This window comes from Bacteroidia bacterium (assembly GCA_020852255.1).
Taxonomy (GTDB): domain Bacteria; phylum Bacteroidota; class Bacteroidia; order JADZBD01; family JADZBD01; genus JADZBD01.
The window spans coordinates 234384-259854 of sequence record JADZBD010000016.1 but is presented as its reverse complement, the minus strand read 5'-3'; the positions used below and the strand labels follow the sequence as shown (position 1 = coordinate 259854).

Below are 25471 nucleotides of genomic sequence, written 5' to 3'. Positions count from 1 at the left end.
TCAGTGTAGTTTATGTGCTATCAATGAAATAAATTCCTTCCGTGTAGCGTCTTCAAGAAACTGTCCTGTAAACGCAGAAGTGGTGGTTACCGAGTTTTGTTTCTGAACCCCTCGCATCTGCATGCAAAGGTGGGCCGCCTCTATGACCACAGCCACCCCCAGGGGGCGCAGGGTTTCATGAAGACTATCGCGGATCTCGTAAGTCAAGCGCTCCTGCACCTGAAGCCTGCGTGCAAAAGCCTCTACCACACGGGGAATCTTGCTGAGCCCAACAATCGTTCCATTCGGAATATAGGCCACATGCACCTTACCAATGAAGGGAAGCAAGTGATGCTCGCACAGGGAATAAAGCTCTATATCCTTCACAAGTACCATTTGCTGATAAGGATCTTTAAAAAGGGCAGAGCGCAGGATATCCTTGGGATTTTGCTGGTATCCCTGTGTGAGAAATTGCAGTGCTTTAGCCACTCGCTCGGGTGTTTTTACCAGTCCTTCCCGTTTCGGATCCTCTCCGATCAGCCGGAGAACATCTTCATAGTGCCTCGCCAGCGAGACTGTGCTGTTCTTTTCAGTTTTTTTCTTACTCATCTGCCAAAATATTCAACACTGTTGTTTTCTGTCTCCTGGATGCGGACAGAGTGAAGCAATCCTCCCCGGTTTCTGACAGGCGCATCCAATACCTCCCAGATGGAAACGGCCAGCACTTCAGCGGAGGCCATTTTCCCTTTCATGAAATCCACCTCCAGGTTAATGTTCTTATGATCCAGCTTTTCAATGACTTCCGTCCGGATCAGCTGGCTCAGATCCTTCAGGTTAATGAAGTATCCTGTTCCGGGGTCTATTTCCCCCTTGACAGTGACATGCAGGATGTAATTGTGTCCGTGCCAGTTCGGGTTTGCGCATTTGCCGAAGGCAGCGTCATTTTGCTCCGCACTCCATTCGGGCCGGTACAGTCTGTGCGCTGCGTTAAAGGTTTCTCGCCGGGTCAAATAAACCATGGGAAAGTAAAGGTAATAGGTTTTGGGTTACATTTGAAGCATGAGGATTCTGATCGTTACTGCCACTCCTGCGGAGGTATCTTCGCTGCCGACGACGGTACAGACGCTGAAAAAAAACGTGGTTTTCCTCGAAACCGGAGTGGGGATGACTGCCATGGCAATGGAACTGACGAGGATGCTTTCTCTTTCCACTTTCGATGCCGCATTGAATGTGGGTGTTGCGGGCAGTTTCTTCAGTGACATCCGGGTGGGGGATGTGGTTAATGTGGTGAAAGATAATTTTTCAGAGCTGGGTGCGGAAGACGGAGAGCAGTTTTTGAGTCTGGACGAAATGGGATTGGGAGAGGCTGCCGTTCAGCCTTTACAGGAATTCAGTAATCCGGTGCTGGATAAACTTCCCCGCGTTACCGGGATTACTGTAAACACGGTGCATGGGAATGAGCTCAGTATTGATAAAGTGTTCGGAAGGCTCCATCCCTTCGTGGAGAGCATGGAAGGTGCTGCCTTCTTCAAAGTGTGTAACGCTTTCCGCCTTCCATGCGCCCAGGTTCGCGCCATCTCTAATCGTGTGGAGCGGAGGAACAGGCAGGCGTGGAAACTGGATAGTGCCATTGATAATCTCCAGAAGAAAGTTCTGGAAATCCTCACCTCTGCTTTATGAAGATTACATTAGGTTTCTCACCCTGCCCCAACGATTGTTTTATTTTTGATGCGCTGGTAAACGGCAAGCTGGAACTTTCCGGTCTCGAGATAGAACCGGTCATTGAAGATGTGGAAACCCTGAACCGGCTCGCAGCTGCAGGCTCCCTTATGGTTACAAAGCTGAGTTACGCGGCATTTACCCAGCTGGCCATGAAATATTACCTGCTGAATGCAGGCTCTGCACTCGGAACGGGTTGCGGACCATTGCTGGTGTCGAAGCGGGAAATGACAGTTAGTGAAATTCAGGCCGGCAATCTAACGGTGGCTATACCAGGACGCCTCACCACCGCCAACTTTCTTTTCAGCCTGCGATTTCCCGGCGCGGCGCGCAAGGAACCCATGTTGTTTTCATCCATCGAAAATGCGGTATTAAAGGGTGAAGTGGATGCGGGAGTTCTCATACATGAAAACAGGTTTACTTATGAAAAACGCGGATTAAAAAAGGTGATCGATCTCGGGGAATGGTGGGAAACAGAAACCGCGGCACCGATCCCCTTGGGAGGAATAGTGGTATCACGGAAACTCCCCCGGGAATGGGCTTTAAAGATCGACGATCTCATCCGCAGCAGCGTGAGAAGAGCATTTTCAGACCCGGATGGTGCCATGCCATTCATAAAAAAACATGCACAGGAGATGGACGAGAATGTGATGAAGCAACATATTGCGCTGTATGTTAATGAATATAGTATTGATCTCGGACCAGCCGGTCGCAGGGCTGTGGAGATCCTTTTTCGCAAAGCCAAAGAGTCGGGCCAGATTCGCGATATTCCGGCGGATTACTTGTTAAGTTAGATTTATCTTTGCACCATGATCGTAGTAACAGGAGCCGCAGGGTTCATCGGAAGCTGTCTGGTTCAGGCCTTGAACGAAAAAAACTTTAAGGACCTGATCCTGGTAGATGATTTTTCGGCGCTTACAAAAATCCCAAATCTTGAAGGGAAGAGCTTTTCGCGGAAAGTAGAACGAAAAGATTTCCTGCAATGGCTGGTGACCAATCAGCGGTTTGTCCAATTCGTATTTCATATTGGCGCCCGTACAGACACAACCGAATTCAACAGATCAGTGTTTGATGAGCTGAACCTTAATTATTCAAAAGACGTCTGGAATTGCTGCACAGAATTCGGCATCCCGCTCGTTTATGCTTCTTCTGCCGCTACGTACGGTGCGGGAGAGTTTGGATATGCCGATGACCATTCACTGATCCCTTCCTTAAAGCCCCTCAATCCTTACGGAGATTCTAAAAATGAGTTTGATAAATGGGTATTGCAGCAACAACGAACACCTTCGTTTTGGGCTGGGTTGAAATTCTTTAATGTGTATGGCCCCAATGAATACCATAAAGGCCGGATGGCTTCCGTGATCTTTCATGCCTGCAATCAGATACAGGAAAGGGGATATGTGAGATTATTCCGTTCCCATAAAGAAGGCTACAAGGATGGCGAACAGCTTCGCGACTTTGTTTATGTGAAGGATGTTACGGCAGTTTGTTTGTTTCTTCTCCAGCACAGGAAGAACTCAGCGATTTATAACCTCGGCTCCGGCAAGGCCCGAACCTTTCTGGATCTTGTAGGAAATGTTTTTAAAGGGGTAAGGAAGGAGCCCCAAATTGAATTCATTGATACGCCTGCAGATATCCGTGATAAGTATCAATACTTTACGGAAGCAAAAATGGAAAAATTAAGAGGCATCGGGTATAACCTGCCCTTTCACTCCCTCGAGGACGGGGTTGCAGATTACGTCCGGAATTACCTCATCGGGAAAAAGTACTATTAAGCTAAGACTTAAGGAATTTGAAGAGCTGATCTTTCAGGTGGACTCTCTTCATCCTTAGGTCATTGAGGTGCTCGTCCGTAGTGGCCTCCGACTGGGTCTCAATCCGGTGTATATGATGATCTACCTCGTGATATTCATCAAATAATTTGCGAAAGTGATGATTGCTCACTTTCAAATCGTGTATCTTTTGCTTGTGCTCCGGGAATTCGTGCAAAATATCATGATGTTTCTGCATGGCTTTTTTTTGCAAGGTCAGGCTGGGAGCGGGTTAATCCACTGATGGGGGTCAGTTCTTCCGGAGATGTTGGTCAGGGTATGAAAACCTTCACCCTTCCATGTTGACTTGACACGATGTAAAGGCCCCGTGGCATGGGAATCGACTCCCCTGTGAGGGTTTTTGCGCGGTGCACCAGCAGTGCTCCGCGAAGATCATAGATCATCAGATCTTCTATGCCGGTAAGGAGAGTTAACAAGCCTGCAGAGGCACAATACAATGGTGGGTTGATAACGGTTTCCGGATCAATGCCAACCAGGCAATATTCAAAGGCTCCAAGTGTAGGGTCACTCACAAGGCAGCGGGGAAGGATACTTCCGGGGAAGGCGTATTCGAAGGTTGGATCCAGCGAAAGCGAATAGGCTGTTCCTGCAAGTGTTCCGTTAAAGATGGCTGCTGATGAGGGATTCAGAATATGATAATCGTAGACGGAGTAGTTCTGAAAAAGAGGAGCGGTGAGACTGGTAACCCTCCAGTTGTCAAGTGTATCAATGCTTACTGGAAAACTTCCGCTTACATAATTTCCGATACCGGAAAAAATGTTGTTGTACCCTTTGAAAAAGGCCGTGCCAGAGTTGAATTGCAGAAAACTCCCGGTGGGTCGTTCATTCACGAGGGTGTTGTTCACCATAAATAATTCATGCGGGGTGGGATTATTGAGTCCTTCCAGACCATAACCCACCATGTTACCGTTGGTGCCGTTGGGCCCCTGGTGAATCACATTGCCGATCAGGAACGCAAGGCCCCCATTAGGCAGATCAATTTCCCTGCTTGCATTTCCGGTGGCTTCATTGCTGAAGCGACTGTATCGAATGATATTAACATGCGCCCTACTCTTCAGTTCGTGGCCGATGTTGGCATGGTGGGAATAGTTGTGCTCGAAAATGAGCGTATCAATGTTATTGATATAGAGATTGTGCGTGAGCCCGTCTCCAAACCCATTCCGGGCAAATTCAGTATCACGGATAATAATGGTGCTGTTGGCAACTGTTCCCGCCAGGATCCCGTTCTCGTTATCATGGAAATAACAATTCTCTACGGTAAGATCCATCCCCTCCTGCCGTATGCCCGCTCCGTTCTGACTGGGAACAGCACATTCTGAAAACTCGATATGGCTCACTTTTACGTTGTTGCCCCCGATCACCCAGATGGCCTTGCCCTGATAACCGGTGAAATTCGCTTTCATGTGCGCCATCCCGTTCGAACAGCGCAGAAGGAGGTTGTTTGCATACCATCCGCAAACATCCTGAAAGTACACTCCGGCATCAATATCAACCGTGTCACCATTGCCAACAAGTCCGGAAACCTGACTGGGCATGGTATACGTCTGACTCGGACCTACCTGCCAGACAGTGGAAAAGCATGAAATTCCTTTCATGAGCAGAATGGCAATCAGGTAAATGTGTTTCATGTTTTTAGTTTTCGGTAAAGAACCAGATTCGACTCCCCCGGTTTATATTTATATCCGATGCCAAAGGAGAGCGGCTTAACCTTCTCTTTCTGGCTTTGATATGATTTATACAGACTGGTTTGGTATTTGCTGCTGAACAACGAGATGGTACCATTGTACATCCCGTACATTGTATAATCAAATCCGTTTTTCTGAAAGGCAGAGTGGGGGATTCCCGAATCATCCTGCAGAATAATAAGTGACTGGCCGAGGATCAGGTTCCTGACGGAAGAAAAATTATCATTGTACATCAGGTAGGAAGCAGATTTAATGAATGTATAAACGGGTCCCATCCCCTTGAGATAGGTGTGGAACTCCGGGTGGTTGTAATGAAGTCCCTTGTTCGATATATCAGCGCTGAAATAATAGAGCTTGCTTTCATGCGTACTGTCGCTCTGGCAATACGTGATTTCGACCCCCGGCACTTTTAATTTTTTCGCATTTTCCAGATCGTGAAATTGCATTTTCCCTTCCTTATCAATGAAAACTCCTTTCACGTCCAGTACCCGGTTCCCGGTACGTGCAAGAAAGAGCATTAGCAACGGGAGAGTGCCTCCTGTTTGCTCAACTCTCAGGTCTTGTTTCATTGAAAGCGTACGGAAAAAACTATAATTCAGAATAGCATGAAGAGAATGCTGGATAATGCGGATGTACCGGTCAATAGAGTCGCTGCTGGAGGTCTTAAGCAATGGCACTTTCCCTACCGGTTCCAGTCCGAACATAATGGTAGTGTCTGCATTCCGGAAAAACATGTTTCCGTGAAGTATGTCCGGCCCGGAGAAGGGATAAAAGAATTTAAAGCGCCTGGAATTGAGTTCTCCGATCTCATCATAGGCCCATTCTCTCAGCGGAAGGATTCGTTCGGCGTAATAACTATCCCAGTCTGCATTTGCCGTGTCGCAATATGTTTTCCATCCGGGATGTGTCAGTAATCGCTTATCCAAAACACAACCCTTTTCCTCCGGCATGGCGGCAAGGTACCTGGCCAGATCATTGTATTTACGGTCGTACTTTTTAGTGATTTTGGAAAACGTGGGTGTGAGTTTCTCGGTGTCGCCGGAGTTTCCAGAAAGGAATAGGGGGATGATCCACAAAAAAAGATAGGCTGAAACCCGGGGCATAGGGTGGTAAAAATACGGCAAATTCTATTTGCCTCTGCCCTGAAAGACGATCAGTACCGTGTAAATAATGATTTTCAGATCAACGGCGAAGGACATGTTTTCGAGGTAAATAATATCATACTTAAGTCGTTCCACCATCTGATCCACATTCTCTGCATAACCGTATTTCACCTGACCCCAGGACGTGATACCCGGCCGAACTTTATGGAGGTGTTTATAATGCCGTGCCTTCTGCAGAATCTGGTCAATAAAAAACTGCCTTTCAGGGCGTGGACCCACTATGCTCATTTCTCCCCTGAGCACGTTCCAGAATTGGGGTAATTCATCCATCCTTGATTTGCGCAGGAATCGCCCCAGTGTTGTGATCCGGGGATCATCTTTGCGGGAAAGAGCAGGACCGTTCTTTTCTGCATCCACATACATGGAACGGAATTTATGTATAAAGAATGGTTTACCATGCAGCCCTATCCGTTCGTGGGAATAAAGCACAGGACCCCTCGAAGATAACTTGACCGCAAGTGCAAGGAAAAAATATACCGGCGCAAATACGGTAAGAAAAATTGCGGAAATGAGAATGTCGAACAGGCGTTTGAGATTCTGCTGCCACGCCGGCATGATGGCCAGATTAATTTCAATCAGTGCCGCTCCGAATATGGAAGACATTTTAACAGAACCGGAAAGTATGTCATACATGTCCGGAATCACCTTGATCATCACCCCCGGACGATCTACTTCATTGATGATCTTCCAGAGCGAATCGTGTTCGGAAGACTCTATAGCAATGATTACCTCTTCCACGTGATTCTTCCGGATAATACTCCCGATTTCTGTGAGCTCACCTAAATGAGGAATGGATGCTTTTAACTCATGGGAATAACCGTTTTTTTCATCTACATGAACGAATCCGACGAATTTATTGCCTGATGATTTCGGAGCGGACTCCATTTCCTGGTAGAGTTTCAGTGCGTTAAGGTTACTTCCCACAAGCAGCGTGGGAAACCCGATCTCCCGCCGGTGAACACGGTGAACGGTTATTGTAGTAAGTACCAGACGGAAGAGCAGGGTAAGTGTGAAATGCATTATAAACAATGCGATAAACGACTGGTAGTAGGAGCGATAGGAGGCAATCTGGTCGTCGAGAATTAAAACAAAGAAAATCAGAATCACACCCAGCAGCGACACGAGAAGCGTACCACCCAGCTCTTTCAGGCGAGATTTACGGTAAATCGACTTGTAGTGGCCTGCGGCAGCGTAAAAAACGAGCCAGAAGAGCGGAATGATTGCCAGACCCAGCCAGAAGCGCAGAGAAAAGTCAGGCTCTACGGCAACTCCGAACTTTTCAGATTCGATATAGTATTTCCTGAAAAGATAAAAACAGGTCCATGCGGTACCGGCCGCAACCAGGTCAGAGAAGACATACTTTGCAACCTGTATCTTTTTATTCATGCTCAGTACACCAGCTTCACATTGTCAAACCAGAAATCCGCCGTACTTATATTCGAAGGTTTCATCATCGTCAGGTAGATCTTCGGATTCGTAGTAGCGGGCGGGTAATTGATCTCGCCCGTAAGATTGATATAAATCTTGTTCCAGTTTTCACTTTTATTCACAACCAGCGATATCAGGTGTTCCAGGTTGGAATTCACAATGCCCACATTAAAGGAATGACTGCATTTATAATTCAGTTCAAGAAATACAGCACGTCCGCCCGCGGGCACGGTTAGCAATGGTGCACTTCTAAGCTCACAGGCGAAGGTGTCGGTATTCAGATGCACATGCCCGCTTTTATTTCCTTCGAATACCACATCTGTTACCTGGGTGAGTCGGGCAATAGTAAATGTGTCAATAAAGGTGTGACCTGCGGATTCAAAATCTTCTCTCCAGGGAAAGGTGGAGGAGGAGGTGTAAGCAACGGTGGGAGTAATGGTGGTAACCTGTCCTGCAGTAAGTACATGGTCACCTGTGTATTCATCATAAAAAGGATACTTTATACGCAGCGTGGAAATGCCGTTCATTTTGATCCCTGCGTAGATCGTGATCTTATGTGTGCCGTCAGTGGCGATAACCGGAAATTTGGCCGGAAGTTCAAAAGTGCCCACCGGATTATTGTCCACATACACCCAGGCGTCAACTATTTTGTGGGAACTGCTACCCTGGTTGGGATAATCAGTTGTAAGTTGAATGGCCGGAATAGAGATATATGCAGGAACGGGTTCATCTTTATCGAACAATGAACAACCCTGCAATAGGGGTATGAGCAAAAAACAGAGAATTCGAAGCAAGTAGGGCATAGACGGAATGGGGGTAAATTGAAAACGATAAGATCAGCGGGATATTGTTGGTTCCGGGCTGAAATCGCTGTTCAGACGGATTTTTTCTATGATCTTATGCGCCACTTCCAGGGCTGCCAGACCATCCTCCGGGGATACCGGGGTGGGTGTATCGTTCAGCACTGCTTTTGAAAAGGCCTCCAGTTCAAGTCGAATGGCGTTTACAGGTTCGGTTTTCGGATTCTCAAACCATATCTGCTTGGGCTTTTTTCCGGGTCCCGGCTCTATGATTACGGCCAAAGGATCAGGTTCTCCTTCTACCTCGCTGAGTCGGATGATGTTCAGAGATTTTTCTAAAAAATCGAGAGATATATAGGCGTCTTTCTGAAACACCCTGGTCTTTCTCATATTCTTCATGGAAATCCGGCTGGCCGTAAGATTCGCTACAGCACCATTGTCAAATTCTATGCGGGCGTTTGTAATGTCCGGACTATCACTTACAACAGACACCCCGCTGGCCGAGATCTTCCGTATATTGGATTTTACAATGCTCAGTACAATATCAATATCATGGATCATAAGATCTAATACTACAGATACATCGGTTCCCCGTGGATTGAATTGCGCCAGACGGTGCGTTTCAATAAATAACGGATGCGTGAAGTAATCCCGGGCCGCCAGGTAGGCCGGGTTGAACCGTTCCACATGCCCAACCTGCACTTTTACCTGAGCTTCCTTTGCCAGAGAAAGAAGTGCCCTGGCTTCTTCAACCGTTTCTGTAATGGGTTTCTCAATAAAAACGTGCCTTGATTTTTTAATCGCCCTGCAGGCCAGGTTATAGTGGTGCAGGGTGGGAGTCACAATGTCAACAGCATCGGATGCTTCGATGAGCGCATCCGCGCTTTCGAAAGCCCGGGCACCGTATTCCGCTGCAACGTTTTCCGCCACCGCAGGATCCGAATCGTGAAAACCCACCAATTCCATGTCCGTTACCTCACGGATGCACTTGAGATGGATCTTTCCAAGGTGACCTGCACCCAGAAGCCCTATTTTTACACGGTTTGCCATTCAACAGCAGGGTGTGCAAAAGTAACCCTTTTTGGATGCTTTCAAATAGCCCGATTTTATCAGTTTTGTACTTAGAAATGAACGAGTTGAAGGACACATTTAAGCATCAGGGATTGCGCAGGGCATTAGTGAAGGAACTGCGTGTGAAAGGAATACGCGATGATGAAGTGCTAAAGGCCATTGAGAAAGTGCCCCGGCATTACTTCTTCGATAATGCCCTTCTGGAACATGCGTACCAGGACAAGGCTTTTCCAATAGGGGCGGGACAAACTATTTCCCAGCCCTATACCGTGGCCTACCAAACCCAGCTCCTGCAAGTAGATCCGGGCCTGAAGGTGTTGGAGATCGGCACCGGATCAGGCTATCAGACCTGCATACTGCTGGAAATGGGAGCCAGGGTTTACACTATTGAACGCCAGAAGCTGCTCTTCGATAAAACAAAGCTGTTTCTTCCGGAAATGGGCTACCGGGCGCATTTCTTTTACGGTGACGGATATTTAGGCCTTCCCCGGTTTGCCCCCTTCGACCGGATTCTGGTAACGGCAGGCGCTCCCTATGTGCCGGAAGATTTGTTGAAACAATTGGTGGTGGGCGGAATATTGGTCATTCCCGTGGGAGAGGGGGCCGTACAGGACATGAAGGTATACACTAAAGTGGCTGATAATCAGTTTAATATAAAGAGTATGGGTGCCTTCAAGTTTGTGCCAATGCTATCGGAGAAAGCCAGGTAATTAACAATTTGCTGTTGAAAACCATAGGATTGTTAATAACATGTTCAGGCACACTAATTGCTTAATTTTGAGCCGGAATCAAATCCAAACAATAAACCAACACAAAAAACTATGAAAAAAACAATGCTTGTTCTTGCCGTGGCCTTTGCTGCGTCCTCGGCATTTGCACAGGATCTGACTTCGAAGAAGGGTGAACCCTATCTTCCTGAAACAGATGACTGGTGCGTGAGTATTGAGGCGACCCCGCTTCTGGACTTCTTGGGGAATGCCCTCAATGGAAACACCTCAAACAACTCTCCTACGTGGAACTTCCTGAACAACAATCTGATTATCACAGGAAAAATGTTCAAGGACGAGAAGACCGCCTATCGTGCCACAATTCGCCTGGGTATGCATAATCATTCATACACCAATCTGGTTGGCAAGGATTTCAGCACTGCAACTTTCCCCACTGTGGATGTGGTGGAAGATAAGCTGAAAATGGGTGGAACCTTTGTCGGACTCGGCGGAGGTATGGAAATGCGCCGCGGAAAAACCCGTCTTCAGGGTGTGTACGGAGCGGACCTGCTCATTTGGATGAATTCTTACAAAGCAGCCTATGAGTATGGTAACGTTATGTCTCCGACTAACACGGCCAGCACCACTACTACTCCGGAGTCTACAGACTGGGGTACGCTTGATTTCGCAAACTTCGCTCCTGGTGTTGTTACTGCAGGACCTTTGGGAGCAAGGGGTACCGAATTCAAGAGTGGTTCAACCATTGGTTTCGGCGTTCGTGGTTTCATCGGAGCTGAGTACTTCATCTTCCCGAAAATCTCCATCGCTGGTGAATTCGGATGGGGTCTTGGATTCTCCAAGAGCGGAGGAGGAACTTCCAGCTACGAAACAGTAGGTGGTGTTACCCCCACTGTTGGAACCGTTACCACTGAAACTGGCAAGAGCTCAGCTTTTGTTATTGACGTTGACCAGAATGCTTTCGGAACAGGAAATGCTTCCCTGCGTCTGAACCTGCACTTCTAGTCAATACCATTTTATTTGAAACAAACCCCGGAGAGAAATCTTCGGGGTTTGTTTATTATACCCCTCCCATCATCATCACCACTACTACTTTTTCCTCCTCCGATCCAGCTCTCTCTTCACTTCCCGCTCCTTAATGCTTTCCCGCTTATCGTGTATTTTCTTTCCCTTGGCTAGGGAAATTTCCAGCTTAGCCAGACCCTTCTCGTTAATGAAGAGTCGTAATGGGATCACAGCAACTCCCTGATCCTTCAGCGTGTTGCTGATCTTTTTTATTTCGTTTGCGTTCAGCAGTAACTTCCGGTCGCGGCGGGGCTGATGATTGTAATGCCCTCCCTTGTCGTATTCCTCTATCTGCATATTCCGCACCTTCACCTCTCCTTTTTCCACTAAACAATAGGCTTCGGTTATGCTTGCTTTTCCCAGCCTGATGCTCTTTATCTCCGTCCCCGTCAGCTGAATACCGGCAATGAACTTATCCAGGAAGGAATATTCGAATCCTGCTCTTTTGTTTTTTATATTTATCTCTTCCGACAATTTTTTGTTTCGATCTGTTTAACAGATTATTCAACCTAATCCCACATCCAGAATCATCATCACCAAAAATCCTCCAATAAATCCCATCGTTGCCCAATCTGTGTACTTATCACGTTGTGTTTCCGGGATTACTTCTTCCACCACCACATAAATCATTGCTCCGGCAGCAAAGGCGAGGGCATATGGAAGGATCGGCTGCATGTAGATCACAGCCACTGCACCCAGCACTCCTGCCACTGGTTCCACCACGGCGGATAATTGCCCCCACCAGAAGCTGCGGAATCTCCCCAGACCCTCTCTTCGCAATGGAACGGCAACGGCGGTACCTTCCGGTAGGTTTTGAATGCCGATACCAATAGCGAGCGCAATGGCACCTGCCACGGTAAATCCGTCCATTCCTGCGGCAGCTGCACCGAACGCTACTCCCACCGCAAGTCCTTCCGGAATATTGTGAAGCGTGATAGCCAGCACAAGCAATATGGTACGGTGCCAGTTTGTTTTTAGCCCTTCGCTCTCTTCATGTTTAAAGTTAATATGAAGGTGCGGAATTACTTTATCAAGGGCAAAAAGGAATAAGGCGCCTGAGAGAAACCCGACTGCGGGCGGGAACCAGCTGGGCACTGCTTTACCCTCCGACAATTCTATGGCCGGAGAAAGCAAAGACCAGAAGCTGGCCGCCACCATCACACCTCCTGTGAAGCCCAGCATGGTATCAAGTGTTCGCCTGTGGAGGGTTTTGAAGAAAAACACCAGCGCGGCGCCCAATGCAGTCATGCCCCACGTAAAAAGTGTGGCTATAAGGGCGGCCAGAACCGGATGAATGTTCTGGAAAAAGTCAATAATGTTCTGCATAACTGAATTTTAGCGCGCTCAAAGAAGAGAATAGGAAGCGTAATTTCAAAGAGGTATCAGTACATAATTTCGCCGCGTACTGGCCTTTGTAAGAGGGTCCGTAATTGTCATTTCGAGTTTATCGCACCCAATGGTGCCTGAGAATTGCTGTTCGCCGGTGTCTCCTTTCACGGAGAATTTTACTTTCCCTTTCTTAATTTTGTATTTTCCTTTAAGTACCCTGTCTGAATTTTCTTTGTGAAACCAGGTTTTAACATCTTTCATCTCTTTTACGGAAGTGGATACAATCACAATACCCTCTGGGTAAAAACGAATGTGAGCATCTGTCTCCTGGTCTACTGGCGCGGTATATATGCCGTCGGTCCGGATAGGACAGGAACTCTGAGCCGGAGCAAATAACAGGAAGAGAAGTAAATGAAGAATCATAGCCGTAAATAAAAACCCCTCCGGCGGGAGGGGTTCTGTTTTATTTCATCAGGTGCACATATCCCGCTTTTTCAATCGGAGGTTCATCCTCCGGTGCGCAACGGTTCTTATAGGTGGCAACCCAGTAATACACTCCTTCATTGACTTTCGCGCTGCCTTTCTTTCCATCCCAGGCAGTCATATAGTCGTCCGTTTCGAAAATGAGGTTACCCCAGCGGCTGTAGATCTTCAGATTGTATTCCTTGGCGTAATATTCGATGTCTTCTTTGGTCCAGTACAGAGAGAAATACGGACGGAACGTTTCATTCATATTATCTCCGTTCGGTGTGAAGATATTTACAACTGTATCCGATGGTCCATAGAGCGGATTAGGTGCCTGAAAGCCGGTAGAAACCACCGAGCGACGTTTACATCCGTTATTGTCGTACCAGGTGAACCAGTAAGTGCTACCCATTGTAGGATTGGGTACCAGCCATACCTGGTTGGTCGGCATAAGTGGTGTGGCAGGAGTTCCTGAGGGATAATTAAACCATTGGAAGGGACCATTTTGTCCGGATCCCACCTGATACATAAAATAACCAATTGAGTCACCCTCGCAGAAGTACATGGTTTGCGGCAACGTATCAGGCGGAGAGGGGGGCTGTGTAATCGTGATGGTGTCTTTGTGTTCACATCCAATGCTATCCTGGAATGTTACAACGTAGGTTCCGGCGTAGAGTGTATCGGTCCAGGTGCCGGTATTCCAGCTTCCTCCACCCAATTGCTGTCCTGTGACGATTTCTGTGTAACTAACATTCCACGTTGGAATCGGGGTTCCTCCCGAAGGGGTGGTGTTAACGATTCCTATACCGCCATAGCAAATGGCATTGGTCCAGGTGGTTGTTGCCTGGATAATTGTCGGTACTAAGGTCACAGTAAGGTTGGTGGTACATCCGGCTGCGGAAACCATGCCCACAACGAACTGATCTCCGATCTGGGCGGGAAGGGTATAGATACAGGTATCGTTGGTTCCGCCAGGACCTGGGATGGGATTACCAAAAGGATCGTTCCACTGGTAGCTGGCATATCCGGATGGAGCAATAAGCACGATCGGTCCGTTGGAGTTGGGACAGAAAAGTGCGGTACCCATCAAAGGGGAGCAGCCGCAGTCAATGTAAGCATAACCATAATGGCCGCCCTGGGTACAGTCCATGGTGGCGTATTCAATTCGTACCGTGGTTCCGATATAGGGTAGAAGGTCAATGCCCACCGTTACCCAGCAAAGGTATTTTACGCCTCCGAAGGTTTGAAAATTAGGATCTGATCCGGCATATACGGAATAGGTTCCGCAGGGTCCGCCAAGGATGTTTCCGTTAATATCTGTCACTTTGATATCAAAGCGAGGCTGTTCCTGAGGAGTATGACTCGGATCTTGTAACACCACAGCGTATGAGTAGGTGAACCCCGCGTTACAGGAGTCGACCGTGTTGATCTGGTACATCATCCTTGCTGCCTTATTACTCACGCTGGAGTTGCCCAATCGTACGGATACGGATCCACCACCGGGAGCAACTACAGTCATACAATTATTTCCGCCAATGTTCGGATCGATTCCGTTTCCGGTTTGAAACACAAATGAGCCCGTGGCCGTGGGAAGATTCACTCCGGAGTCTGCAGGCCATGTGGTTCCGATATTGGCCAATCCTGGGAAGGTACAAGCCCATGGCTGAACGGTGCTTCCGCTGCCGGTACAACCCTGCCAGGGTGAAAAAATGGATTGGGAGCTTGTGTTGGTCCGCTCAAAGCCGGCGTTGGCACAACAACTGTCGTTCTGGGCAAAAACGGAAACCGGAAGAACGAATGTTCCGGTGAGTAAGAGTAATTGTAGCGCTTTTTTCATACTGGGCTTATTTATAAAATAAGGCGTTGCAAGATAATAAGAATCAGGGGAAATATGAAAGAAAAAAAGGCCCATTTCAGAGCCTTTTTTTCTTTATCGTTGATTAGGGATGGTGATAGTTCCGACCTTCTGCCGCTTCTCGCCGAATTTATCCTCATATTTTAGAACATAAATATAGGTTCCCGGAGGGCAAATTTCACCTTTCAGGTTGCGACCGTCCCAGTAACCCTCGAATCCGGACCACTGTGATATCGTTTTGCCGTTTTTATCCTGAATCACCAGGCTGAAACTGAAGATATTCACGTTGTCTGTGATGCGGAATTCGTCATTAATGCCGTCTCCGTTCGGAGTGAAGCTGTTGGGAATGACCGGCTCACCTGCATTGGGATCTTTTTTAACCTTGATCGTTTTGGTCTGCTGGTGTGTGTTGCCGTTTGCATCACGTACAGTCATGGTCACCAGGTATTCTCCCGGTTGCTCATACGGATGACTGGGGTTAGGATCTGTAACGCCCTCTGAGTTATCTCCGAAATCCCAGGAAATTACCTCGCCTGTTCCCTTGTTAGAGAAAGTGAACACTGCAGGGGCAAACCCCTGATTGTTGTATTCAATACCCATTTTAAACAAGGGCAGCTCAGGCAGTTTGTCGGGTGCAGGGTTTTCGGGTAATTCCGGCTTCGGAGAGGTATTATCCTTCGGAGGTGTAACGGAATTCACATGCAGAGAATGTTCGGTAGTTGGATCATTCGTTAAAGAAATCTTCTCGGGCGTAGGCACATCAGGCTGTGATTCTGTGCCGGTATTTATGTCCGAATTGGAGGAATGATCGTTTGAATTCAGCACAGGGGTATTCGCATTAACCGAATGGTTCGTTGTGCTGTGATCAGAAGGAGAGTTTGGTACGTCCTTCTTTACCGGAATTTCGTGCTGATTGCTAACAGTCACAGGCTGCGGGTTGCCATTGTTTTCACCCGTGTTCGTGAGCATAATTACGGCTGTAATAACTGCGGCGGTTCCCACCACGCCAGTAATTACTTTCGACATCAGGCTACCCAGAATGCCGGAAGATGTGGCATTCGATCCGGACCCTGAAGAGAGGTGGCTCTGGATGTTATCCCAGACACGCGGATTCGCGTCAGCTTCGAGATTCTCCAAAGAATCCCTGAAAAGCTTTTCGATGTTGTCTGTCTGTTTCACGATACTGTTGTTTTACTTTAATTGAACAAATAAGAACGATATCCCTGATTAATATTCTATGCTTTTTTCTTCTTTCAGAATCATTCGCTGGAGATACATCCTTGCTCTGGCATACTGTGATTTCGAAGTTCCCTCTGAAATCTCCAGCATTTCCGCGATCTCTCGGTGAGAATATCCTTCGATCGCGAAGAGGTTGAAAACTGACCGAAAACCCGGAGGAAGCTTCTGTATCATCCTCATCAGTTCTTTCGCATCCAGCCGGTCTGAAACCTGGTTGTCGCCTTCTACCATGTAATCTACCACCTCAATGTCAAGACTTTCCCTTGACTGCTTGTTCTGGCGGTAATGGTTCAGGGCGGTATTCACCATGATCCTTCTGACCCAACCTTCCAGGGATCCGCTCCCCTTGAATGATTCAATATTTTCAAAGACCTTTATAAACCCCACCTGAAGTATATCCTCCGCATCATCTTTATCGTTAGAGTAGCGAAGGCAAACTCCCATCATCTTTCTCGAAAACCGCTCCCACAACTGTTTCTGAGCTAAGGGGTTCTTTTTAAGACACCCGCTCACCAGCTCTTCATCAGACATATGGATGCGCTTTTCTATCATAATAGATACACAGGGGTGGGGGAAGGTTGCATGGCCACCAAGACTTTTTTATGGCCCATTGCATTGATTATAAGGCTCTAATTTAATAAAAATTGCGGATAATAATAGGTTTTTTGTCTATAAACTTTTATTATTGTACGATTAAAGGAAACGGATGAAGATAAATTTACTTTTGTTGTTTGCGTTTTGTTTAGGAGCTATTCAACTATCAGTATCCCAGGAGGTTACAAGAACAACAGGGTCTGAGAAGTGGGAAGGGGAGTTCCCTTCGGTTCAAAGCTTAGCTCCCATCTACACTCCCCCGGTTTCTTCGGTTCGTACCGGAGCCGAGTGGGAAGAGATCCAGGCCCTGACCATTACATGGACAAGCTACCAGTCGGTGCTAAAGGAAATCGTGCGCAATGCTCAGACGGAATGCAAAGTCATCATTGTTTGCGCAGATTCCAATACGGTAAAAACCTACCTGACTAACAACACGGTTCCCCTGGTTAATCTTGGTTTTTTGCAGGTGCCTTATAACAGCGTCTGGATCCGGGATTATGGTCAGAACTGGGGCTATACCAACGACGTTGACTCCTTAATCCTGATGGATTGGAAATACAACCGCCCGACCCGCCCCCTCGACGATGCAGTGCCCAATTACATTGCCACCTATTTCAATATACCGGTGTATGCGATGACACAGAGTCCGCATCTGCTGGTGCACACAGGAGGTAATTTTATGTCGGACGGGTTCGGAACGGGTTTTTCGTCTAACCTGGTCGTACAGGAAAATTCAAGCCTCACTTTATCCCAGATTGATCAGATCATGGACGATTTCATGGGGATCAGCCGTTACATCAAGATGACGGTGCTTCCTTATGACGGCATTCACCATATTGATATGCACATGAAATTGCTGGACGAGGAAACGTTGCTGGTGGGACAGTATCCTTCCAACATTGCCGACGGCCCTCAGATCGAGGCCAACCTGCAATATGTTCTTTCGAATTTTAATTCTGTTTTCGGAACTCCGTACAAAGTGATCCGGATGCCAATGCCTCCTGAACAAAACGGAACGTGGCCGCACCAGGGCGGCGATTACCTGACATATACCAATGCGGTATTTGTGAACAAAACGGTTTTGGTTCCTACCTATTATCAGCAGTATGATACCACAGCTCTGCGTATCTGGAGGGAGTCATTACCGGGTTACCGAATTGTTGGAATTAACTGTAATACCACAATTCCTGCCAGCGGCGCGTTGCATTGTATCACACATTCGGTGGGAACTTCAAACCCCTTGTTAATCTCCCATCAGCCCCTGCCTAATACCTTCAACACTACCGTTCCTTATCTCGTGAGTGCAAAAATGCTTCATCGTTCAGGAATTGCCGGAGCCCGGCTCTACTGGAGAACGGATACGCTTCAGCCCTATTCGATGGTTACTATGAATACGGTAAATGGTACCGACTGGACGGGCAGCATTCCAGCGCAGCAGGCCGGAACCCGCGTATTTTATTATGTTGAGGGCACCTCCGTTTCAGGAAAGATGCAAGTGCGTCCTTTGTCTGCTCCTGCGGGTTATTGGAAGTTCGATGTGCTTGGAACCACAGGTGCTGAAGAGTACTCGTTTAATTTCAGTATGCATCCGGTGTACCCTAACCCCTCCAGGGGAATCACATGTATCCCGTTGTCATCCGGGCGCGATCTGCTGATCCGGGTTACTCTGGAGGATATGCTCGGAAAGACGGTGGAGGTGATCTATGAAGGGGATTTTAAGGCAGGAGATCGAAACTTTTTTATCAACACAACAGGCATCCCCACAGGGGTTTACAGCGTCTGTGTGCATACCCCGGATGGTAAAACGGCACAAAGGTTGTTAATAAAGTAAAAACCCGAACCGGATTTGTTTTTAGTTTTGCCACGCTAAGTAAGAACCCATGAAAAAGATACTTTTCTGTCTTGTCCTCATCCTGTCTGCCACCCTCACTGCACAGTTGAAGTTTGAGGATCATATTAAAAACGGAAGAACGAAACTGGATGCGAAGAATTTCGCCGGAGCGTACCAGGATTTCCAGAGTGCCTATAACGCAAAGCAGGCGGAGATCAACAATTATCTTAATAAGCGAAAGGCCTTTGATAAACTAACAGAGTTTGAAAAGGCTTCGCTCGAGAATGCAGAGGCGCTTCAACCAAGAAATGATTTTGCCCAGGTGTATTATTACCGCGGACTCGCATCGCTCGGACTCGGAAAGAAGGAAGATGCATTGAAGGATTTTGAGATGTCCATCTACATGGATGATAAGTTCGCCGGACCCTATCTCGAGCGAGGAAAGATTCTTTTTGAAAAAGGTCAGAAGGATCAGGGTTGTCTTGACCTTCGCGCTGCAGCCGACCTTGGGAGCCCTGCGGCCAAGGAACTTTATGAGGATAACTTCTGCTGGAATAATGCCGTTAATTATGTAAAAGAAGGTACATCCAAACTGGCGCTCAAACAATATGAGTCTGCACTCAACGATTTTCACCTGGCTGTCAAACTCAATCCGGATTCTGCATCATATTACATGTATCGCGGACAATGTTACTACGGTATGGGTAAATTCAATGAAGCCATGCTCGATTTCACCCGTGCCATTGACCGCAATCCGAACAAAGCAGAGTATTTTTATCACCGGGGACTGGCCTATTACAGCCAGGAAAAGCACAAGTTGGCATTTGAAGATTTCGGGAAAGCAGTCAGCATGAACCCAAACTATGTGGATGCGATCCTTTACCGGGCATACTCCTGTGAGGGGATGGGTAACTGGAAATCCGCTATTTACGACTACGGGCAGGTGATTCGTATCAAACCCGATGACGGTTATGCCTATTACCGCAGAGGACTGGCAAAGCAGGAGTCTAAAGACAAAACAGCATGCACCGATTTCAAGAAAGCAGTTTCCCTCGGCAATGAGGAATCCGTGGATTATGCAGCCGGCTGTAAATGATGTTTAAAAGCACTCAACGGGAAGCCCCGTCCGTCTCTGGCGGTCTGGGCTTCTTTTTTTATGTATAAATCGCTGATCAGACCCTTTCTCTTTCTCTTCGATCCGGAGAGAATACATCACCTTGTTTTCAATTGGCTGAAATTCCTCTTTCTTTTTCCCGGCACGCGCGCATTGCTTCGCAGTATTTACACCGTGAAGACTCCGGAACTTGAAAGGGAAGTGTTTGGTTTAAAGTTCAAAAATCCGATCGGACTGGCAGCCGGTTTTGATAAAGATGCACGGCTGTTCAAAGAACTGGAGGTATTCGGGTTTGGATTCATTGAGGTGGGAACAGTCACGCCCCTGCCTCAGCCGGGCAACGATCCTCCACGGATGTTTCGCCTTCCGAAGGATGAGGCACTAATTAACCGGATGGGATTTAACAATGAAGGTGTGAAGGCGATGGCCATCCGTCTGAAAAAACGACTCCCCGGTGTTATTATCGGTGGTAACATCGGAAAAAATAAGCTCACTCCAAATGAAAAGGCAACAGATGACTACATCTGTTGCTTCCGTGAGCTGTTTGATGTCGTAGATTATTTTGTCGTGAATGTGAGCTCCCCGAACACTCCCGGACTGAGGGAATTGCAGGAAAAAGGTCCTTTGCTGGATATTCTTAACAGCCTCATGCGTCTCAATCGCCAACTTTCACAAGAGTATCCAAAGCCTTTGCTTCTGAAGATTGCACCGGATCTGAGCAATGAACAATTGAATGACATCGTAGACATTGTGAAGGAAACGGGTATTCACGGAGTGGTTGCCACCAATACTACCGTATCCAGACAGGGATTAAAGACGGCCCAGGAGGCTATTGACAGTATTGGATCAGGCGGACTAAGCGGGAAGCCGCTCAGAGAGCGGTCCACGGAAGTTGTTCGTTATCTTTGTGACAGGAGTGCGGGAAGATTTCCCGTGATCGCATCCGGTGGTATTCACTCGGCCGCAGATGCAATAGACAAGATGAAGGCCGGTGCTGCGCTGGTGCAGGTTTATACCGGTTTCATTTACGAAGGACCATCTATCGTTAAAAAAATATGCGTAGGAATTCATGATTGAGACTGTTCATCTGACGGAATGCCCCAGAGATGCCATGCAGGGCCTTCATGAGTTCATTCCTACAGAAAAAAAGATTGCTTATTTAAATGCACTTCTGGAATGCGGGTTCGATACACTGGATTTCGGTTCCTTTGTTTCTCCAAAAGCGATTCCTCAGATGCGCGATACGGCCGAGGTGCTGAATGGTTTAAGACGAACAAATAAAACCGACTTGCTGGCAATTGTAGCCAACAAAAAGGGTGCTGAAGATGCCTGCCGCTTTGAGGAAATCCGATTCCTTGGTTTCCCGTTTTCTATCTCTGAAACTTTTCAGCGCAGAAACACCAATGCTTCCGTTACCGAATCTCTGCTGCGCGTGGAGGAGATTTGCTCCCTGGCGGCCAACAGCAAAAAAAAGGTACTTATCTACATCAGTATGGCTTTTGGTAACCCATATGGTGATCCATGGAACGGCGATATTGCGCTCCAATGGACAGAAAAGCTTTCGGGACTCGGCATAGAGTATTTTGCAATGGCGGATACGATCGGTGCGTCAATGCCCGCAACCATTCGTGAACTATTCAGCGCGCTGATTCCTGCATTTCCGAAACTGAAGATCGGCGCACATCTGCATACTACCCCGGAAAGTTGGAAAGAGAAACTGCAGGCTGCCTGGGATTCCGGTTGCCGGCGATTTGATTCGGCCATCAGAGGTTACGGAGGCTGCCCCATGGCCACGGATAAGCTGACGGGAAATATGCCTACCGAAAATGTGCTGAATTTCCTTCGGGAGAAACAAGCCTCGTTCGGGGTGAATTCTCACTGTTTCGATTCGGCGATGCAGCATGCAGTGCAGGTGTTTCCCGGCTGATTACCGGATAATCACTTTCCGGGAAAAACTTTCTCCTTCCCAAAGGATACGCAGGAAAAAAATTCCCGGCTGTATGGTTACGGTGGACAATCTGCCTTCCCCGTCGTTGAGATGTGTAGAGACCAGTTCTCTTCCTGAAAGATCGTAAAGAAAAACAGGAATTGATTCCTGCCGGGCTGTCATAACCAATAGACTGTTCTCCTCCTGCCTGATCAGGAAGGAAGGCATCAGCGGAAATGCAAGGCCGGTTAAAAATCCTACGGTAATAGTATCGGTACACACACAACCGTTTGCGTCCGTAACGGTAAAAGTATAGAGCCCCGGACACACTCCTGTCGGCCCCCCGGGTGTCCAGGAAAGAAAAACAGGAAGGGTGCCGCCGATCACGTTCGCCTGAAGGATTCCGTCACAACAGGTACTGCAACTCGGAGCCGACAGAAGGCTCACTGAACAAGCAGGTCCTCCGGGGCCTGCGGCGATGGAAACAGTATCAGACTGCGTGCACCCGTGGTTATCCGTTACGGTTATTACATAGTTGCCTGAGCAAAGTCCGGTGATGGTTTGACCCGTGGCGTTATTGGACCAAAGATAAGCGTAGGGTGCAGTTCCTCCTCCGGCCAGGGCACCCGCATCACCTCCGCAGCTAAGACAAACATCCGGATTACCAACAGTTGTGAGATTGACCGGCGCTGGCTGGAAGAGGCAAAAGCTTTGCGTTTTTGAGCAGCCGTTAGCGTCTGTAACCGATACGGTATAGCAGCCGGCTCCCAGACCGGGCGCTACGGCATTGGTTTGACCAGACGGATTCCATGAATAGAGGAAAGGACCGTTGCCGCTTACGAGAGCTGTCAGTGATCCATTCGATTCGCCATTACAAAGCACAGGGCTGGTTTCGGAAACGGTGATCTGCATGAAATCATTCTGCACATTGATCGTATCGGTTACGGTGCAGTTCACTGCATCTGTTACAGTTACCGTGTAGGAACCCGGACAAAGACCACTCACAGCCGACGTGGTGGAGCCAATCACTGACCATGAATAGGTGTACGGTGGTGTACCCGAAACGGGAGAGAGTGTAACTGTACCGTTACATGGCGAGCAGGTGGTGGCAGCCTGAACATTGACGCTGACACCGAACGGACACTGTGCGAAGGCCGTGGAAATGCAAAGGGAGTAAAGAAAGAACAGGCGCAGTAACATCCGGCAGGAAAAGTGCATTAAATTCGTAATAATTTTCGGAAAATGCACGAACCAGGTAAAAAAATTCATAAATCCCGTTTAATCGCGATTCAACATAGCCTTTCTCTGGTTTTCCTTCAAAGAACACAGCCGGAAAGAGCCCTTCGTTCGGTTTTACGCAGCAACCGTAAGCTAGGTTCCCGCGATCGCGCATTTATTTCTGAAATGTTTTTTGACATACTCCGGAGTTGGAGGAAATGTTGGCAGGGTTTAGATGAGCAGTGGGACGGAAACCCGGCGGCACTCGAGAAGGTGATCCTGAATTACATTCACGGTGAGATACCGTCTGAAAGCGAAAGCTGGCAAATCCAACACAGTGTTTCCGGGAATCTTCACTTACTCGGAATGAAGGAGTTGGGAGAGAAACAATGGAAAAGGGAGTTGGAATCTATGGATCATCCTGCACCCGTATTTCTCAGGGTAAATTCTTTAAAGGGTAGGCGGGAGGAGGCGATCCAAATTCTCATGGAGAACGGAATTCCTGCTCTTGCGGCTGGTGAGGAAGGAATACGCCTGGAGGGGAGACCCCGCCTTGATAATTTAGAGATTTTTAAAACCGGCCTGATAGAGATCCAGGATATTTCTTCGCAGGAGGTTGTGCCGTTCCTGGATCCCCGGGCCGGGGAACGAATTTTGGATGTCTGTGCAGGCGGCGGCGGGAAGACGTTACATATTGCTTCCTTTACAAGTAATAAATCAACTATTGTAGCTTCCGACGCCTCAAAGGTGAGGCTGGAAAGGATGAAGGAAAGGATCATCCGTTCCGGGGCGACCGGCATTCAGCTCACGGATCCAGGTCAGATCCGGGGACCTTTTCACCGGATACTGATTGATGCTCCATGCAGCGGTTCGGGAGTGATCCGGAGGGAGCCGGTAAAGAAGTATGTTTTGGATGAGGCGCTGGTAGACAGCTGCCGCAGACTTCAGGCCTCGCTGCTGGATCGTTCGGCTGCATTGCTGCTGACGGGGGGAGTGATGGTTTATGCGGTTTGTTCGATTTTTCCTTCCGAAGGCACTGAAATGATCCGCTCCTTTCTTTCAGGTCATAGCGGATGGGTTACGGAAGAGGAGAAAATGTTTTTCCCCTCGGAAACGGAAGGAGACGGATTCTATATGGCCAGAATAAAAAAAAATAGTTAGGTTTGTCCACCTAAAACTATTTACATGAACTTGCATGAGTATCAGGGGAAGGATATCCTCAAAACTTTCGGAGTTGCCGTACAGGAAGGAATCATTGCCAACACAGCTGAGGATGCAGTGAAAGCCGCGGAAGACTTAAAGGCCAGGACCAATACACCGGTCTGGATTGTAAAAGCGCAGGTACATGCAGGCGGGCGTGGAAAAGGAGGGGGTATCAAGGTAGCTAAAACACTGGATGAAGTCAGGGAAAAGGCCGGAGCAATTATCGGGATGAATCTGGTGAGCAAGCAAACAGGTCCGCAAGGCAAAACAGTGCATTCTGTTCTCATTGCACAGGATATGTATTATGATGGTCCGTCCCGCCCACTGGAATTTTACATGAGTGTACTGCTTAACCGTTCCTCCGGGCGAAATATCATCGTATACTCCAGAGAAGGCGGAATGGATATTGAGGAAGTGGCAGAAAAGCACCCGGATAAAATCTTCAAGGAGGAGGTGGATCCTAAATCAGGCCTCACAGGATTTCAATGCCGGAAGATCGCTTTCAACCTGGGGTTGGAAGGAGATGCGTATAAGGATATGTTGAAGTTTATCCCCAAGCTTTACCGGGCGTACGTGGAAATTGATGCATCCTTGTTCGAAATCAACCCGCTTCTGAAGACCTCTGATAACCGGATTGTGGCCGTAGACGCTAAGGTGACCCTGGATGACAATGCGTTGTTTCGCCACCCGGATTATGCATCACTGCGCGACACCAGGGAGGAAGATGCCACAGAGGTGGAGGCAGGAGAACATGAACTGAACTATGTTAAGCTGGATGGAAACGTCGGCTGTATGGTGAACGGTGCAGGCCTGGCGATGGCTACTATGGATATTATTAAGCTCAGCGGCGGAGAGCCTGCAAACTTTTTGGACGTAGGAGGTACTGCCAATGCGGAGCGTGTAGAAAATGCCTTTCGTATTATTCTGAAAGATCCGGAGGTGAAGGCCATTCTGGTTAATATTTTCGGTGGGATCGTTCGTTGCGATCGTGTAGCACAGGGAATTGTAGACGCCTATAAAAATATTGGCAACATTCGCGTGCCGATTATTGTCCGGCTGCAAGGAACGAATGCTACTGAAGCAAAGAAAATCATTGAGGAATCTGGTCTGAAGGTGTATTCTGCCATTCAGCTGCAGGAAGCGGCAGAGCTGGTTAATAAGGTGCTGGCAAATTAACCCGGCAAACGATTCAGGGTCAGCACTTCTATCTTCTCCCTATCTTTGAGCAC

Annotated in this window: 26 protein-coding genes; 11 read left to right on the top strand and 15 right to left on the bottom strand. The window is 47.9% G+C overall.

The features are described from left to right. On the bottom strand, nt 1-588 hold the full coding sequence (folE, locus tag IT233_09780) for a GTP cyclohydrolase I FolE (protein ID MCC7302922.1): 588 nt from the start codon (nt 586-588) through the stop codon (nt 1-3). Beyond that, on the bottom strand, nt 585-998 hold the full coding sequence (locus tag IT233_09775; protein MCC7302921.1) for a 6-carboxytetrahydropterin synthase: 414 nt from the start codon (nt 996-998) through the stop codon (nt 585-587). The genes folE and IT233_09775 overlap by 4 nt, the downstream gene beginning before the upstream one ends. Nucleotides 999-1038: 40 nt before the next feature. Between IT233_09775 and mqnB the strand changes: the two genes are divergently transcribed. The 3 genes from mqnB to rfaD are packed head-to-tail and all read left to right on the top strand — an operon-like array spanning nt 1039 to nt 3473. After that, complete coding sequence (gene mqnB / locus IT233_09770) at nt 1039-1659, top strand: futalosine hydrolase (protein ID MCC7302920.1); 621 nt, start codon at nt 1039-1041, stop codon at nt 1657-1659. Further along, complete coding sequence (locus tag IT233_09765) at nt 1656-2492, top strand: 1,4-dihydroxy-6-naphthoate synthase (protein ID MCC7302919.1); 837 nt, start codon at nt 1656-1658, stop codon at nt 2490-2492. Before mqnB ends, IT233_09765 begins: the two co-directional genes overlap by 4 nt. Nucleotides 2493-2507: 15 nt before the next feature. Further along, nucleotides 2508-3473 carry an ADP-glyceromanno-heptose 6-epimerase gene (gene rfaD, locus IT233_09760; GenBank protein ID MCC7302918.1) on the top strand — a complete coding sequence of 322 codons (966 nt, stop codon included), beginning with the start codon at nt 2508-2510 and terminating at the stop codon, nt 3471-3473. A 1-nt stretch (nt 3474) separates the two neighbouring features. Here rfaD and IT233_09755 read toward each other — a convergent pair whose 3' ends face one another. From IT233_09755 to IT233_09730, 6 genes are all read right to left on the bottom strand, one after another. Next, nucleotides 3475-3708 (bottom strand): DUF465 domain-containing protein, encoded by a 234-nt coding sequence (locus IT233_09755; protein MCC7302917.1) that lies wholly within the window; start codon nt 3706-3708, stop codon nt 3475-3477. Nucleotides 3709-3781: 73 nt separating this feature from the next. Further along, a complete protein-coding gene (locus tag IT233_09750) occupies nt 3782-5158 on the bottom strand; it encodes a right-handed parallel beta-helix repeat-containing protein (GenBank protein ID MCC7302916.1) in 1377 nt (458 codons plus the stop codon). Next, the gene (locus IT233_09745; GenBank protein ID MCC7302915.1) at nt 5155-6318 is read right to left on the bottom strand and encodes a hypothetical protein; all 1164 of its coding nucleotides are present in this window, start codon (nt 6316-6318) and stop codon (nt 5155-5157) included. Before IT233_09745 ends, IT233_09750 begins: the two co-directional genes overlap by 4 nt. Nucleotides 6319-6342: 24 nt before the next feature. Then, nucleotides 6343-7764 carry a sugar transferase gene (locus IT233_09740; protein MCC7302914.1) on the bottom strand — a complete coding sequence of 474 codons (1422 nt, stop codon included), beginning with the start codon at nt 7762-7764 and terminating at the stop codon, nt 6343-6345. A gap of 2 nt (nt 7765-7766) precedes the next feature. Next, the gene (locus tag IT233_09735; GenBank protein MCC7302913.1) at nt 7767-8579 is read right to left on the bottom strand and encodes a hypothetical protein; all 813 of its coding nucleotides are present in this window, start codon (nt 8577-8579) and stop codon (nt 7767-7769) included. A 63-nt stretch (nt 8580-8642) separates the two neighbouring features. Beyond that, entirely contained in the window at nt 8643-9656 is a 1014-nt protein-coding gene (locus tag IT233_09730; protein ID MCC7302912.1) for a Gfo/Idh/MocA family oxidoreductase, read from the bottom strand. Nucleotides 9657-9742: 86 nt separating this feature from the next. On the opposite strand from IT233_09730, the gene IT233_09725 reads away from it, so the two are divergent. After that, nucleotides 9743-10387 carry a protein-L-isoaspartate(D-aspartate) O-methyltransferase gene (locus IT233_09725; protein MCC7302911.1) on the top strand — a complete coding sequence of 215 codons (645 nt, stop codon included), beginning with the start codon at nt 9743-9745 and terminating at the stop codon, nt 10385-10387. 111 nt (nt 10388-10498) lie between these two features. Beyond that, nucleotides 10499-11407 (top strand): hypothetical protein, encoded by a 909-nt coding sequence (locus tag IT233_09720; GenBank protein MCC7302910.1) that lies wholly within the window; start codon nt 10499-10501, stop codon nt 11405-11407. Between the two features lie 84 nt (nt 11408-11491). Here IT233_09720 and smpB read toward each other — a convergent pair whose 3' ends face one another. From smpB to IT233_09690, 6 genes are all read right to left on the bottom strand, one after another. Further along, nucleotides 11492-11941, bottom strand: a complete 450-nt coding sequence (smpB, locus tag IT233_09715; protein MCC7302909.1) for an SsrA-binding protein SmpB — start codon at nt 11939-11941, stop codon at nt 11492-11494. Nucleotides 11942-11971: 30 nt separating this feature from the next. Further along, complete coding sequence (locus IT233_09710; GenBank protein MCC7302908.1) at nt 11972-12793, bottom strand: ZIP family metal transporter; 822 nt, start codon at nt 12791-12793, stop codon at nt 11972-11974. Between the two features lie 45 nt (nt 12794-12838). Then, on the bottom strand, nt 12839-13219 hold the full coding sequence (locus IT233_09705; GenBank protein MCC7302907.1) for a hypothetical protein: 381 nt from the start codon (nt 13217-13219) through the stop codon (nt 12839-12841). Nucleotides 13220-13259: 40 nt separating this feature from the next. Then, complete coding sequence (locus IT233_09700) at nt 13260-15098, bottom strand: gliding motility-associated C-terminal domain-containing protein (protein MCC7302906.1); 1839 nt, start codon at nt 15096-15098, stop codon at nt 13260-13262. Nucleotides 15099-15191: 93 nt separating this feature from the next. Continuing rightward, the gene (locus tag IT233_09695) at nt 15192-16295 is read right to left on the bottom strand and encodes a gliding motility-associated C-terminal domain-containing protein (protein MCC7302905.1); all 1104 of its coding nucleotides are present in this window, start codon (nt 16293-16295) and stop codon (nt 15192-15194) included. A 48-nt stretch (nt 16296-16343) separates the two neighbouring features. Further along, complete coding sequence (locus tag IT233_09690) at nt 16344-16886, bottom strand: RNA polymerase sigma factor (GenBank protein ID MCC7302904.1); 543 nt, start codon at nt 16884-16886, stop codon at nt 16344-16346. A 175-nt stretch (nt 16887-17061) separates the two neighbouring features. Between IT233_09690 and IT233_09685 the strand changes: the two genes are divergently transcribed. Genes IT233_09685 through IT233_09670 form a run of 4 tightly spaced genes read left to right on the top strand, consistent with a single transcriptional unit; the run spans nt 17062 to nt 21821 of the window. Beyond that, a complete protein-coding gene (locus IT233_09685; GenBank protein ID MCC7302903.1) occupies nt 17062-18780 on the top strand; it encodes an agmatine deiminase family protein in 1719 nt (572 codons plus the stop codon). Between the two features lie 49 nt (nt 18781-18829). Next, nucleotides 18830-19876 (top strand): tetratricopeptide repeat protein, encoded by a 1047-nt coding sequence (locus IT233_09680; GenBank protein ID MCC7302902.1) that lies wholly within the window; start codon nt 18830-18832, stop codon nt 19874-19876. Nucleotides 19877-19936: 60 nt separating this feature from the next. Continuing rightward, nucleotides 19937-20971, top strand: coding sequence for a quinone-dependent dihydroorotate dehydrogenase (locus tag IT233_09675; GenBank protein ID MCC7302901.1), 1035 nt, complete (start codon nt 19937-19939; stop codon nt 20969-20971). After that, nucleotides 20964-21821 (top strand): hydroxymethylglutaryl-CoA lyase, encoded by an 858-nt coding sequence (locus IT233_09670; protein MCC7302900.1) that lies wholly within the window; start codon nt 20964-20966, stop codon nt 21819-21821. Before IT233_09675 ends, IT233_09670 begins: the two co-directional genes overlap by 8 nt. On the opposite strand, the gene IT233_09665 is transcribed toward IT233_09670, so the two are convergent. Then, entirely contained in the window at nt 21822-23021 is a 1200-nt protein-coding gene (locus IT233_09665; protein ID MCC7302899.1) for a T9SS type A sorting domain-containing protein, read from the bottom strand. A 204-nt stretch (nt 23022-23225) separates the two neighbouring features. On the opposite strand from IT233_09665, the gene IT233_09660 reads away from it, so the two are divergent. Together IT233_09660 and sucC are read left to right on the top strand one after the other, a co-directional pair. Continuing rightward, nucleotides 23226-24200, top strand: coding sequence for an RsmB/NOP family class I SAM-dependent RNA methyltransferase (locus IT233_09660; GenBank protein ID MCC7302898.1), 975 nt, complete (start codon nt 23226-23228; stop codon nt 24198-24200). A 24-nt stretch (nt 24201-24224) separates the two neighbouring features. Continuing rightward, on the top strand, nt 24225-25418 hold the full coding sequence (gene sucC / locus IT233_09655; GenBank protein ID MCC7302897.1) for an ADP-forming succinate--CoA ligase subunit beta: 1194 nt from the start codon (nt 24225-24227) through the stop codon (nt 25416-25418). Nucleotides 25419-25471 lie beyond the last annotated feature (53 nt).